This window comes from Enterococcus sp. SMC-9, assembly GCF_021011285.1.
GTDB lineage: Bacteria > Bacillota > Bacilli > Lactobacillales > Enterococcaceae > Enterococcus_C > Enterococcus_C montenegrensis.
Window position 1 is genome coordinate 129,842 of record NZ_JAILYE010000006.1, and the last position, 14,157, is coordinate 143,998.

The 14,157-nt window shown below is 33.1% G+C and carries 17 protein-coding genes; all 17 read right to left on the bottom strand.

Annotated elements, in window-relative coordinates:
• Positions 1-37 precede the first annotated feature (37 nt).
• Positions 38-1,063, bottom strand: coding sequence for a hypothetical protein (locus K4422_RS10625; protein WP_000234705.1), 1,026 nt, complete (start codon positions 1,061-1,063; stop codon positions 38-40).
• Between the two features lie 71 nt (positions 1,064-1,134).
• Complete coding sequence (locus K4422_RS10630) at positions 1,135-1,635, bottom strand: antirestriction protein ArdA (protein WP_000421245.1); 501 nt, start codon at positions 1,633-1,635, stop codon at positions 1,135-1,137.
• Between the two features lie 61 nt (positions 1,636-1,696).
• The gene (locus K4422_RS10635; protein WP_000494842.1) at positions 1,697-2,458 is read right to left on the bottom strand and encodes an abortive infection family protein; all 762 of its coding nucleotides are present in this window, start codon (positions 2,456-2,458) and stop codon (positions 1,697-1,699) included.
• 59 nt (positions 2,459-2,517) lie between these two features.
• Positions 2,518-2,739, bottom strand: coding sequence for a hypothetical protein (locus tag K4422_RS10640; protein WP_001009054.1), 222 nt, complete (start codon positions 2,737-2,739; stop codon positions 2,518-2,520).
• Positions 2,736-3,008 (bottom strand): hypothetical protein, encoded by a 273-nt coding sequence (locus K4422_RS10645; protein ID WP_000055367.1) that lies wholly within the window; start codon positions 3,006-3,008, stop codon positions 2,736-2,738. Before K4422_RS10645 ends, K4422_RS10640 begins: the two co-directional genes overlap by 4 nt.
• Positions 3,005-4,189, bottom strand: a complete 1,185-nt coding sequence (mobT, locus tag K4422_RS10650; protein ID WP_000426691.1) for a MobT family relaxase — start codon at positions 4,187-4,189, stop codon at positions 3,005-3,007. Before mobT ends, K4422_RS10645 begins: the two co-directional genes overlap by 4 nt.
• A 181-nt stretch (positions 4,190-4,370) precedes the next feature.
• On the bottom strand, positions 4,371-5,774 hold the full coding sequence (locus K4422_RS10655) for an FtsK/SpoIIIE domain-containing protein (protein WP_001130247.1): 1,404 nt from the start codon (positions 5,772-5,774) through the stop codon (positions 4,371-4,373).
• 21 nt (positions 5,775-5,795) lie between these two features.
• On the bottom strand, positions 5,796-6,569 hold the full coding sequence (locus K4422_RS10660; RefSeq protein ID WP_000185760.1) for a Mom family adenine methylcarbamoylation protein: 774 nt from the start codon (positions 6,567-6,569) through the stop codon (positions 5,796-5,798).
• A gap of 9 nt (positions 6,570-6,578) precedes the next feature.
• Entirely contained in the window at positions 6,579-6,956 is a 378-nt protein-coding gene (locus K4422_RS10665) for a YdcP family protein (protein ID WP_001234189.1), read from the bottom strand.
• Between the two features lie 20 nt (positions 6,957-6,976).
• Positions 6,977-7,291, bottom strand: a complete 315-nt coding sequence (locus K4422_RS10670; RefSeq protein WP_000421280.1) for a YdcP family protein — start codon at positions 7,289-7,291, stop codon at positions 6,977-6,979.
• 487 nt (positions 7,292-7,778) lie between these two features.
• Positions 7,779-8,699, bottom strand: coding sequence for a hypothetical protein (locus K4422_RS10675; RefSeq protein ID WP_230711084.1), 921 nt, complete (start codon positions 8,697-8,699; stop codon positions 7,779-7,781).
• Between the two features lie 65 nt (positions 8,700-8,764).
• Complete coding sequence (locus K4422_RS10680; protein WP_230711085.1) at positions 8,765-9,769, bottom strand: hypothetical protein; 1,005 nt, start codon at positions 9,767-9,769, stop codon at positions 8,765-8,767.
• A gap of 141 nt (positions 9,770-9,910) precedes the next feature.
• Positions 9,911-10,132 carry a hypothetical protein gene (locus K4422_RS10685; protein ID WP_230711086.1) on the bottom strand — a complete coding sequence of 74 codons (222 nt, stop codon included), beginning with the start codon at positions 10,130-10,132 and terminating at the stop codon, positions 9,911-9,913.
• Positions 10,133-10,586: 454 nt separating this feature from the next.
• Positions 10,587-10,979, bottom strand: a complete 393-nt coding sequence (locus K4422_RS10690; RefSeq protein WP_230711087.1) for a hypothetical protein — start codon at positions 10,977-10,979, stop codon at positions 10,587-10,589.
• A 218-nt stretch (positions 10,980-11,197) separates the two neighbouring features.
• Complete coding sequence (locus K4422_RS10695) at positions 11,198-11,632, bottom strand: hypothetical protein (RefSeq protein WP_230711088.1); 435 nt, start codon at positions 11,630-11,632, stop codon at positions 11,198-11,200.
• A 223-nt stretch (positions 11,633-11,855) separates the two neighbouring features.
• The gene (locus K4422_RS10700; protein WP_206903327.1) at positions 11,856-12,065 is read right to left on the bottom strand and encodes a hypothetical protein; all 210 of its coding nucleotides are present in this window, start codon (positions 12,063-12,065) and stop codon (positions 11,856-11,858) included.
• Between the two features lie 318 nt (positions 12,066-12,383).
• Positions 12,384-13,853 (bottom strand): ribosomal protection-like ABC-F family protein, encoded by a 1,470-nt coding sequence (gene abc-f, locus K4422_RS10705; RefSeq protein ID WP_230711089.1) that lies wholly within the window; start codon positions 13,851-13,853, stop codon positions 12,384-12,386.
• Positions 13,854-14,157: the final 304 nt, after the last annotated feature.

Genomic DNA, 14,157 nt, shown 5'->3' on the forward strand with positions numbered 1-14,157 from the left:
AGCAATCAAAATAGGTGATTGCTCTATAAAATAATAATTATTTTGTGACTTTTAATTGTTGAAAAATAGTTATTCTGAGTAAATCATCTAAAAGACAGCAGGTATGAAGTAATACCCAATTTAATCTACTGTATTCTGTATAGTCAAAATGAAAGTGTTTCATAAATTTTTGAGCGAATTTTTCTGCTTTTTCGTTAAAACCTTTGAAATCACCATGTCCGATTTTATTTCTCATTTGTCTTAATAATTTTGCTACTTCACTCGAAACCTCTCCATATTTCTTATCAAGATAAGGTATTAGTAATTTGTCAATTTCATTTGTATTCTGATTTGGTTTTAATAATACAAGTTCTAACAAAGTAAAAGTCTTTAAATAATGATTTTGATTATAACTATTATCACTATATATCCCGTTCATAATATAATCTAATTTGTAATAATCGTTTTCCGATTTTAGTATAGAATCAATTCGGTTGCCCATTTTTTTAAGTTCCGTAATGTAGTCGTCTGTAGTCCTGCACCCTTTAAAGTTTGAATCAATTCTAAAACTTAGATTTGATAATATCCTAGTATGCTCTTTAGGATTCATATTACTTGTATAAATGCAGTTCATATGAATACCATTTTGTATATCATGATTTACAAAGTTACTAAAATACATCACTTTTTCAGCGTAATCCTCTTCACAAAAACGACCATCAAAGCAATTGCTTGTCCAATCAAAAAAAGGCATATCCTGATATTCATAGTCAAAGAATAGACATATCATATTATCAACAAGGCATTGAAGACATGACTCAATAGAATCTAAATTATATTTTGTATAGTCTTCAACATTGGCGTGAACGATTTCTTTCAAATAAGATATAGAATATTCTGTTTGAAATGTTTTACCATACCTTTTCAAATTATCTGCCATGTCAACTTTTTGTTGTCGAATTTCTTGTAACATGTCTTCTATAATGCTTTCCTTCCAGTCATCAGAAACATTAGATATATATAGTTTCAATTTATCTGACAATTTTATTTTTGTTATTTTCCCATAAACATCTATTATTACCAATTGAACAATCCTCCTTAATTCAGAACGTATAAAATTATTATAGCAGTATTGCTAGTTTAGAGTAATCCATGTTAATTAGAATACTCAAATACTCCATGAGAGGTGATAAGATAATTTCCCTCTATTTCCATATCACGTCCCAAAGCTTGATAATCAATATAATTTTGTAAATTAGAAGGTACTTCACCAAGTTGTCCTGTTTCTTCCACATAATAACGGGCGACATCTTCCATAGAATCACATTCACTATAACAATGAATATTCTCTTTGTTTTCCAGTAATTCTTCCAAGCTACTAAACCACATGCCTTGAATTTCTTTGAGTTCATTATAAATAGGTGTACCTTCGATTTCTTGAATGGCTTCACATAGACGGTTGATTTCACTAATTGGCGTGTATTCGTCCACATCAAAAGGAAGCTCAAAATCATGTATGGCGTATTCTTCGTAGTTCTCATTTAAACCGATTCTTTCTGCCATTTCTTCCTCATCAATTGGTGGAGTAAACCATGATCCAACTAATTCACCTTCATTATACCGTCCCAAATTTGCCACATAGACTTTCAATTCCAATTCTTATCACATCCTTTTTATAAAATATAGTCAAAAAAAAAGTAGCAATCAGTTAATGACGCTACTTATCAAGGTATCCGCTAATATAATCTGTAACTGTACTTGAAATACCTATTATTAGTTTTGCTTCTCTCTTTCCAATAATATTTGTATTAGGATGTGCAAGTGAATGCCTATTTCTTGCTTCATTAAGAGAGCTAATCATTCCATTTGATGACCTTATCGTTGTCTTCACTATATCAGCAAGTTCAGTAGGTTGAATTTCTTTTTCAATTAATTGTTGTATCCTACTATATAATTTAGATAGATTTTCGTCTCTAGGAACTGTAATTTCATATTTTTTTAGTATTTCAATTAAATATCCATGAAAAGCAGTGTGAACTCTGTCAAAGGCACGTTGATATTCACCATTACTCATGAAAGACTCAGCGTCTTCAATAGCTTGTGAAATCACATCACTAATTTTCAACTGACTAAAGTTAATTACTTCGTAATTCTCTGGAAGTGGTACTAAAATAGTATCCACTAATACATTATCACCTTGTTTATCATATATGGAGCTTGCTGTCTGGGTAAGCAAATCTTTATGACTTTCAAAAAAGTCTAAATCATCAAAAGGAGCTCTTATTTTAAGATAGGTGCAAAGCGTATTCCAATCCCTTTTGTATCCTTTATAATAAGTAAACTCGTTAGTCTCATCTAAAGTTACCTCTGATATTTTCATTTTAGAAACAATCTCGTTACCTCCTTCATAATAATTTGAAGAGCTCTTTCTTTCTAATGTTTTAATTAAAAGAGATTTAAATTGATCATTTGTAAACATATTCATGGATCCTTTCATAACAAAATATATACTTCCTATTTTATCATGAAAAATATCTGTTAAGCACCAATGATTCGGTTAAATAAGTTTAATAACACATCTTTCACGCCAGCTGCATTGAACACAAGTCCGACGGCGATTAAAGCAATAATCAAAAAGCCAATAAGTTTTGAAAATTCTCGTTTAAAACCTAAAAACAGTCCAATGACGACAATCGCTAACAATACCAATGACTGTGCATTATCCAAGAACCAGTTGTACAAATTCTGCCCAAAATTCATGTGATTGTCCTCCTTTCCTTAAGATATTTTTCTCGATAGTAGATATAGCTTTTTACACGCTTTAATAATTGAAAAGGAGTTAAATGCTCTCCATAAACAGTTATTCGACTGGTATAATTCTTATAAAAGCTCACTTTGTAAAAATCATAGGTATAGATGGTATCACCAGCTTGCCGTTTTCCCTCAATAATGAGAGACGTATATTTCCCTGTATTTTGTATATACGCTTGAAACCCTAACTTCTTTAATTCTTCTGTTAAGAGGCTCATGTAATCAAATCCTCCATGCCTAGATGTTGTTGTTCAATTAATTTCTCATGTTTTTCTGTCAGTTTGGCTTCATGAATCATGGTGGAAATAATGGTTGTACCGTTGAGAATATCTAAAATGCTTGCGACTTTTAATGTAGGGGCGACTTGATGATGTAACCAGTTCAATGTTCGTTCAAAAGAATAAGGTTCTGGCTGTATGGTTAGGCGTAATGCTCCACGATTTTTGCCGATAAACCATTCCCAGCGTTCATTGGTTTGCCAATCACTCCGTCGCTTGGTTTCGTCCTTATCGGCAAAGCGAATATAACGATTGATAATCTCAAACGCTGTTTTTTCTGCATTTTGATGTTCCAACAAATCTTTCATGGCTTGAGTGGCTCTGTCGTTTTTCAAACGAATTTCAAAGCGATTCTTTATTTCTGCGTCTTCTAAGGCAATATCATTTTTCACGTATTGCTCATAATCTTTCTCATATATACAGAAATAGACTTCGCTTTTTAATGAGCCAATATAAAGGGTGTTTCCCATGTCTGGTTTTTCATCACGGTGAACCAATTCACCACTGCGATAATTTTTAAAGCTCCGAAAGACGGAAATACATTCTTCCTGTTTACATTTCTTTGCCAATTCTGGAATATTCAAAATCCCTGTTTTATCGTTGATGGCTAAATCCAAGCGTTTGAAAATACCTTTATGTTCCATGCAATCTTGAAAGAAACCATACCAGCTCCGATGTTGAGCCAATAGAAAGTTTTCAAATTGCCGACAGCCTTTTCCTTTCAGTTCTAATAAAACCCCTTTACTTACATCATGAGAGACTAGGACAACAATATCACCGAAACGATAGTGTTCGGGATAAGAATAATAGCCAAAGTCTTCGTGTAGCATATAATCCATATTCAAGCGTAAAACCTCACCGATAATTTGAGACACATCATTGGTAGGGAATCGAATCCGTACATAGTCGAATAACATCTCCAATGGGTTATCGGGATTGAAGCGTTCCAAAGCGTTCAGTAAATCTTCTTTCACCTGTTGAGTAGGGACTGCCTTGCCTGTTTCAATATCCGATAGGTAAGGTCTGGTAATATGAGAAGCAACCGCCAGTTTATTTTGAGAAACGCCATAAGCCAGTCGCTTTTCTTTCAATTCCTTAATCCAAATTTTTTCGTTTTCCATTCGCAAACCTCCAATCTAAAAAAGATGTAAACTATGACCCTTGAGTTTACATCTTTCCTATTTTCCGCAATTCCTTGTACCATCAACATTGGTTGATGAGAATTGCCTGTTTTCAGTTGTATTTGTGCCCCCCTGTTAGGTAGAGGGGGCTAAAGGATTGGCGTGGCTAACGCCACACCAATCAAAGCAAGTCTGAACCTGTACCTTTCACTTCGTGCGGTACAGGCTCAGATTGCTTTTTTTGAATGACTTTTCCTATTTCTCCTAAGAAATCATACCTTTTTGGTACAAGGGGTGTATAAAACTCACTAATCACACTTTTTCCTGTATCCACATAACCTCTTCCCTTGATGGGTTTTAAGAAAAATTGTTTTTGTGTATCGCTTCCAAACATCATACCGAAGCCCATTTCAGACATACGACCCAAAGCCACACGGAAGTTAAAGTTATCTCGAATACCATCACTAAAATATTTTGCGTCTGGACGCTGACAGGCAAGAATTAAAAAGAAGCCTGCTTGTCGTCCGAGCATAACAATTTGTTTGAGTTTATTCATAACTTGTGCACTATCACGACCTAACATATCCATCATCGCCACATATTCATCAAAAATCAGGAAGTTCGCAGGTAGACCAAGATACGCATAATTTTCTCCTGTTTTGTAGTTCGGGTGTTGCTTCATGGTTTCACTACGGGCAATCATATCGTCGTAAAATTGACTAATACATGCCAGCATATCGTCTTTACGGTAATAGACATTATCTATGACCGCTCCTAAGTCTGCCAAATCAGCATTTTTAGGGTCGAGAATATAAAGCTTCGCATTTGTATGCAGGAGAGATTCAATCAATGTGAGAATAAAATAGGATTTTCCACTACCCGTGCCCCCAGCAATTAACATGTGAGGGAGAGAATCAAACTCCCAATAGACCGATTCCATCAATTTGACACGTCCATCTTGAGCTACCACATCTTCAATGCCAATTCGATTGCCAATGGTGTCATAAAGTAGAACATACTCTACATAAGAATCTTTCAACGTTTTTTCCACTAATTCACAATACAAGCCTGTTTCTAGTTTGTTTTCTAAGTGCAAGAGCTGATCTTGATATTTCCCTAAAGTGATTTCTACATGAATATGGATCAGTCCATCTTTCATTCGGTAATACATTTTAGGAAAATGGCGGATTCGTTGTTTGGTTTTCTTGCTGGATAAGTCTTTAAAGAATCCCTCTGATTGAGTTTCTTCGGCTTCATACCAATGGTTTTCTAAAATCATACGAGCTAACTTTTGACGGTGCTCTAACTGTTTTATAGAATCTATGCGATAGTGATAATAGAGCCAGCTGATGAGTCCGCATACAAAAAAAGCAGTGAGAATACTGCTCCAAAAGTATGGCGTATGCAGTTGATAGAAAAATGTATCTAACTGAACTGTTTGCCAATTCACCGATTGTAACGTTCTCCAATGAAAAGGGAGTAGAACGACTAGAAAAACTATCAGCAATGAAATCAGCACAAAATGATAGACCAAGTCCTTATCGTTGGCTTTGATTCGCTTTCCTCTGTCATGAAGCAATGGCATAAAAATCCTCCTTTCCATCTATCAAAATAATTGTGTATTGTAGATACGAGCCTGTTTATCAAAAGTTGGTTGAGAAATGGCTTCATATTTCCGATAAGCGATTCGCTTTTCAAAGCGTAAATCTTTTTCTTTCGGATAATAATGACGTCGATAGAGCGTGTGTCCTAACAGTTTTTTCGCTTCTTTTGTCAACGGATAGAGATAGCGAAACATGCGTCCATTGATTTTCTCAATCCCTTTGTATTCGCAAAATGCCTGGGAAAGCCAATGCTTTTTCTCTACCTGTTCAAAACGAGCATTTTCCTCTAATAAAAGGCGAGCACTTCGAGGGTGTATCTTTTCCCATGACTGTTTATCACGATAGACACTTGTCTTGAAATACCCGCAGTAAAAGAAGTTGGACGCTTGATAGACATAGCCACATTTTCCCTCAATTCCATCTGCCAATGTATATAAAAAATGACAGTCCGTATGTTCTTTCAACCACTTAATTAGAGCTGAAAGAGCTTGACTGCCAAAATAATTGGTTTGATTCATTTCTGGAAGAAAACACATCTTTCCAATTTCTAAATAATCTGTGGTTTGAAGGGAACTGTCGGGAAAGAGTTTGCGTATGGTTTGTAGGGGTTGCGTACCCCAGCCTAATTCCACAACGCCTAATAATTTTTCTTCTGAAAAAATCCCTAGAAAGTATTTACACAATCTAGGGAGTATCTTTGAATAATGGTATTGCCGAATAAAAGAAATGGCTTCATCTTTCGGAATTTCTTTCAAAATCAATGGTGTGTTTGTCATAAGCAACACCTATTTTTCACTTTCGGACGCTTCTTTTTTATATTTCTGATGAGGTTTTGTCTGTCCTTTTAATACAAGATCGTCTGCTTTCACGTACCAATCAACGTCTGCCCCTCGAAAAGTAGCCGTCGCTACGGTATCTGCCACAGGATTGATTAATTCCACTTCTGCGTTGTAGTCAAATTCTTTCAAAGGAACAGAAGCGGGGATACTGACTTGTATCATGCGTCCTTGTCCTTTTGATTTTAAGTCATAGGTACGTTCTTTAATTTCTTCGGAAACCGAACCATCTTCATTTTGAATACGAACCTCACGACGTAAAGCGGAAAATTTCAATGTGCCAAATGTCTGGTCTTTTTCAATCACAATACCTTCTGCTAATCTCATATTTTTTCACCTTTCCTTTCTTAAGCTTTCACCATATCGTCTGCGTGCATAATGTAATTGGTAAATCCTCTATTGCCAATTTTATAACCTTCTGCGGTAATACGTGGGTTGATGAGTCTGACTTTTTCGTCGGATTCAAAATGTTTCTCGCCAGCTTCGGAGGGAAGAATGACAACAATATCATCTGCTCGTTGAATCGTTGAGTATAAATTGTAGCTACGAGAGAGAATAGTTGGTCTGCCATTGACTCGACGTTGTTCAATATTCCCTTCACCAGCATATTCTAATTGACCAAATGTTTTTTCCATATTGGGAATGACATATTTTAATTCCATAAGTGTATCGTTCCTTTCTCACATAAAATATTTTTGGCTTACTTTATTCATTTAAAAATTTGTTAGTATCACAACCTTTCAAAGCATAAAAAATAGACGCTCATTATGAACGTCTATCATTTAAATGAATATTGAGTTTAGAATTCCATTTCGAATTTAATCAGGTCTGCTTAGGTGCAAATACTGCACTTTTATTGCACTTTTTATTTTTTTAAATATAATTTATTCGATTTTATACGTTTCCAAAATCCTTGATATTACAGCATTTTCGCTTATATGCCATACCCTTAAAACAGAGTGGGAATAAAGAGCTAACAGAATATGGATGGGGAATGCCGATAAATCAACGTTTTTCAACTATTAAAATGCTTGATTTTCATTAAAAACGAGATGGTTCCCTACCATTTTCCCTACAAAAAATCCTTTGTCGGTCACTCTGACAAAGGATTTTTTATTTCAATTCTACGATAAAGTTTACAAACCTTAGCTATTTCTTACTTTTCATTTCTATTTCTTGTAAAAATTTCTTCTCTTGAGTTAAGATTTTACATGATTCCTCTTTTATGCTCAAAAATATTCTTTTGAAATATTCTTTTATGTCAAGAACATGTAGAATACCTGTTTCTTCTTCAAAATCATAAATTAAGAGATTGTCTTTTACAAAATTTTTCGCAGACAGATCATCTGTCACATCCTTCAATAAATCATTCAAACTTGTTATTCTAACATTCAAAATAGGTTCAATTTCATTTAGAAAACTATTATAAATATTTGTGATAGCTAAATTATACTCAGCAATAGTACGCACATATGAAATGTACGGAGCATCTCCGTAAGTCTCGCGTATTTCTTTTTTTATACTTTCCAACTCTTTACTCATCGTACTTGAAATACTAAAATTTTTTACGTCTAAAATTTTACGAAAATCAAAACAAAATTTCCCTTCCAAATCAAAATCAACTGCTAGGTGTCCGTGTTGTGTAAAGTTTCTTATTTGGTTAAAAAAACGATATGAAAATTTCTCATCATAGGTTTTACTAAGAAAATCTTTTTTGAATTTATTGAATAGTATTACATCGTTATTTTTGAGCCATTTCTCTATTGATTCGGTTAATGTCCGCGCAGAACTAATATAATTGTTTGTCCATGCATTTACCAAGATATAACTATCCTCTGTAAAACCTATATTTTTATTTCTTTTTAAAGCACCATTTAATCTCAATTCAAAAGTATTAAGAATATTAGTTAAGTTACATCTAAAAATAAGGAATAAACTATTTACCTCTTGCACGTATCTCGTTATCTCGACATACTTTTCAAAAATTTCTTTATCTTGGGAGTTCAATTCCAGAGCATACAGATTCTCCAAAGAAACTCCTAAATCATCAGGCATATAATATGAATCCATGTTCAAACGATCTCCTTTGACATTTCTTTTGATTAATTGTGTAGGCTTAGTTGTTTTTACTGATGTTATCTTATAAAGTTGGAAAAATCATAAATCGAGGTCTTAAAATCACTTTTGAGAATAGTATCAACCATTTCTTTAATGAAACTATTTACAACATCTAACGCTCTACGCGCATCTTCTTCAAATATTTTTTTCCCTTCATGAACAGCTTCATTTCTTAATAAATATACTAATCTCCAATAATCATTCAGAATAGTTCCGTTTTTCTCTCGATCAAAGGAAAGTCCATTTTTTTTAAAAAAAGGAGCTAAATGTTGATCAATTAAATTCTTAAAATTAGTCCTCTTCATAACATTAGAAATTTTCTTTTTGGTCTCTCCTTCATGAATCATAATGAATTTTGTAACTGTGTATAGAAAGATCTCCATTGCTGTTTGCAATTTTATTAGACCTTCTTGGTAATATCCATGATCTATATCATACCTTCCTCTACTATGATATCTTGTTGATGATAAGAACACTTCATCTGTTTTATTCTCCAAAAAGTTGGCAACTTCTTCAAGTTGCTCCACATTCAACATAGGTATAGGAAAAAGAGAATTATCATACTCCTTGTTTACAAACATCATCGTTCGAATTTTATTTTCATTAATTATTGATGAAGGTAAATAAAATACTGGGAAATGCTGTGGTAAATCCAATCTCGAAATTTCTCTTAATTCCGTATATTGATGATAGTTAAGAATACTTTCTATTGTGTTATTTATAAACTCTATAGAATCATTCAGATAATCGCTTAAAAGATCATCAGAAAAATCTAATCTACCGGATTTTAATAGAAAACTCACAACTTCAATGCTTGAATAATACTGCTTTGTAGTCTCGTTAATTTCACGATATTTTTCCCTACAAATAATCATTTTTTTCGCATAGGTCGATCCTAAATTAATTCCCTTAGGAACAGGTAACTGAAACGGCAAATCAAACTGAAAAGATAAGTACCCACTAGGTTTAATTCTTGAAATATTTTTATTTATGCGGCTACCAACAAGATAACTTTTTTCCATTTAAAATCCTCATTTCTATTTTTTAAACTCACAGAATACCAGCGTATTACTGTAGAATTGAAATCAACAGTAAAAGTAATATCCTATCTTCTTAATTTTTTAGTAGTTTCTATTTATTCTCGTTATCTAGCCCTAATATTATCAAAGCAAACAATATTGTATCCGATTAGAAATTTGTTGAACTGAATTTGGAACCCATTCAGCGGCATTTGCTTGTGTAGAGTTTGTAACCAACATGCCTCCACCAAGCAAAGTCGCAAACAACATACCTTTGATAACCCAACCTTTTTTCCCTTTGACCATTTTCGCGCGATATTTTTCTTCTACAAAAAATGATTTAGGAAAACTTTTTATTTTTCTCATATCTTTCTCCTTTTTTAATTTTCCACACAACTACTAATCATTATATAATAATTTTCTAATCAATTACAAACGTTTCGGAAAAGTAATCCGCTGGTTTTGATTCTAATGTTCCAAATCCAAAGACCAACTCTAAATTTAGCATCAAAATCTACCGTCAATTTTGTTAGATTCATGGCAATCCTATGAGTGTGCTATTTATAGACTTCTCAAAGAAAACAATTGTAATTGAGTGGAAATAAAAATAAGCCTAGAACGTTGTCTGATATGCTCCCTATAAAGTAGACAAGGAAAAACAAAACTTCCAAATCTACTTTATAGGGAGTTTTTGTATGTCTAAGAGAAGTCTTTATTCTCCAGAAGAAAAATATCCTATCATTTCAGAGGTGATAGATGGTCGTCGTAGTATGAACAGTATCGCTAACTATACCTGTTAGAAATAATTTATACGCATAACCTATTTATCAAAAATAATATAAGATTCAAATACTAAGGGATTACTCTCTTTTAAATAAATATCTAGTCCTTTATCCTTTGCAATAATATATCCCTTAGAATCAGAAAGCTCGTATACACCATTACCAACAAACTTATACTTTGAGCTTAGAATTATTTTTTCTTGAAAAGTGGTTACTTCAATACTTTGATCATCTTTAGTGAACAGATAGTACCCTTTAGGATTACTACTATCCCACTTTTTGGAATCACGCTTTGGTATATAAGTATGAGAACTCAGGATTTTTGTATTTAACATTACCTTAGTGTCGTTCGCCTTGACAAAGAATGTAATCGTTGTACCTATCAACAAAACATTGAGTATCAGACTTAATATCATACCTTTATTCTTCATTATTTTCATCCTTTTTTATGAGCCTCCCCAACATAAAATTTTGAGATTATTATTAGATATATATAAATATAAACATAGTGCCAAAACTTGTCGGATTTATTAGATAAGTTAGGCTAAATTTAAACTAACAAATAGCCTTACCCGAGCAAAAAAAGGATCACCTATATCTCTAAACTTTTACACAATCATAGTCATATTAAGCTCTAGTACGTTAGTAGTTATACCCGATTTATCTCAATACTTTCACCCACTAAATGTAATTTCATTCTCGAAGTAAAAAGAAGTTCATGTTGTAAATATTTTTCATCATAAGCGGTGATCTCATCTTCTGCAACAGTCCCATATCCATCATCCGTAACATAATCATCCAAATTGGAAAATTTGTACTTTGAGTAATCATACTGAAAAGAAAATTTTTTGATATTTTTCCATCTAATAATATAGTCAATATTTTCATAAGGATTACGTAAACACAGATTAACTTCTATTACTAAATTTTCTAATTCTTTTACTTCCATCTTTACTAATCGATAGTCGTGAAAAGAATTATCTTTTAGGAATTGATATGAAGTACCCAAACGTTTTGATAACTGTTCTAAATTTTTAGAATAACCCTCAATATCCCAGTGTTCATCATTAACAAAATATTCCATTTACCAACATTCTCCTTATCTATATGAATACTAAGAAAAACGCGCCCCAACTAGCCACTGCTGAAGCAGCGAAAATTGCAAAATCAACTACAGCAATAAATATTCCAATTGCAATTACAATATCAGTCGCTTTCTTCATATTTAATTTTCGAGCTTTAATTTTTGAACGAGCAGCATTCATATTTTTTAAATTTTTTGAGCCTTTTTGTAATCGTTTAGTCCTTTAACCTTTCCTTAAATCATGCCACTGTCCATAACCACGTGTCAACGCTTCGTTTTTTTCTGGTGTCCAATACGATTCGGAGATATCTACATCATAATTTTCTAATATCTCTTGTAATTTAATTACTTCTTTTTCTTGTTCGTTCAGATTAGTTATGCTTGCAACTAACTCTGCCTGATTAAGTAATTTTCTTGCAGTATTATTTTCCATGTTTGATGCAAATACTTGATATGGATAAATCAATAACAAAATGAGCGTCGAAAATAAAATCATTTTTTCTTCATAGTAATTAGTTCTCCCTTCTTTTTATAGAAGCAAATGCTTTCTCCGCTTTGTTTTTCTATCGCTTATGCTAGTATGAATCTTCCTTTAAATAAAAAAGATCACGCTGAATATACTGACTCCCAGAAGTTAGATTTTTGGTCTAACTTCTGGGAGTCAGGTCATTTTCTGTAAACTCTTCCTATATTTTTTTCAGTTTGAACTCAATCCATTTGTCGAAAAAATCGGACAGTAAGGAAAAAAACATCAATTTTTTAATATTAATTGCTTATTATTTAATATATATACTTCATCTGCCAATTTCTCAACAAAATGAGAATCGTGAGAAGTAAACAGGACCGTTCCGGCATATGCCTTTATTAATTCTTCCAATGCTTCAATCGTTGTCAAATCTATAAAATTAGTTGGCTCATCTAAAATCAAGACATTGGAGGGTATAGTAAAAACTGTAGCTAATGAAATCCGTGTTGATTCACCCCCACTTAGAGAAGTCAATGGTTTTCCAATATCTGTTTGAGAGAATCCTAAATTACTTAATATACTTCGAACAACTGCTTCTGAATATTCAGTACGCTCCATTAAATAGTACAAAATACTCTCTGATTCACTAAATTTATAATCCATCTGTCGATACACTGAAAAGGTGACCTTGGGAGAAAGAATAATGCCTTCTCCATTTGATACAATATGATTTAATAGGGTTGTTTTTCCAGTCCCGTTGTCCCCAACAATAGCAATTTTCTTTTCCAAGGAAAACTGAAAATCACACTTCTCCAACAAACTCTTCTCTCCCTTTTTTAAAGATACTTGCTCTCCACGTATAGGAAATTTGTTATGGATTTCAACTGATTTAACTTTTGGAAATAGAATGTGCTTTTTGCTCTCGGGTTGGATAGGCTCATCTAGCTGGGCTAAACGAGATTCCATTGACTTAAACGATTTTTGAAGCCCCTTTTGAACAGTATCTTTTTGCTTTGAAGAAGATAGACGGTCAGGTCGAACATTCTGCTTTTTTTTCTTGGCAGATACTTTTTCAGAATTGGCTGCCTGCTTCTTTTTTTGAAAAATTGCAGCTTCCAACTTCTTTTTTTCTTTAGTATAGTTATTAGCCGCCCTTTGCCGCTCTAATTTCTCGCTTTCTTTTTGCTGTTTATAGGCATCATAATTACCAATATACTCGGTAACTTGACCATCCCTAATCTCCCAAATTTTAGTTGCTAATTGATTTAGAAAATAGCGATCGTGACTAACAAAAATAAGTGTGCCATAATAATATCTTAACTCTTCAATTAAATAGTCAACCCCATTACGATCTAAATGAGTGGTTGGCTCATCTAGTAACAGACCCATTTGATAGGTAGATAGGGTCTGAGCTAAGCGATATTTGGTCTCTTCACCACCACTTAATGTGTTGATTTCATTTTTGGGAACTTTAAAGCGACTAACAAGCCCCCAATCCATTCTCTCAGAATCAATGACCTTTGTTCCTTTTGGTATTTGTGAAAAATAACTAAAAGATACTTCCCGTTGAATAGAACCGGTTTCTGGTACTATTTCGCCTTGTATTATCTTCAACAGAGTAGATTTTCCCGTCCCATTATCACCAATAATACCAATGCGATTATTTTCATAAACTGTCAATTCTTGTATATTTACTACTTCTTTTGTACCCAAATTTTTTCGGATATTCGTTAGTTTAAGTGCTAAGTTTTCCATTAATTTCCTTCTCTTTCTTCTCGGGAAAAAGAGTACACAAAAAGGATAGTCTAGGACTATCCTTTGATTTCTATATTCAGGAAAAGTACACACTAATCCCTTGAAATCGCTCTTTCCAAGACTTTTGAATTTATTTAATTAGCTATTCAAAAGTTCAATACGCAATTTCATGGATGCAGTCATAATATACAATCTCCTCTTTGTTTTATTCAGTACTGTAATACTACTGTATCCTGACTAGAAAGTAAAGAGACTTAAGACCTTTTTTCATTAATACAAACTGCCTGATGATTTGATTTACTTG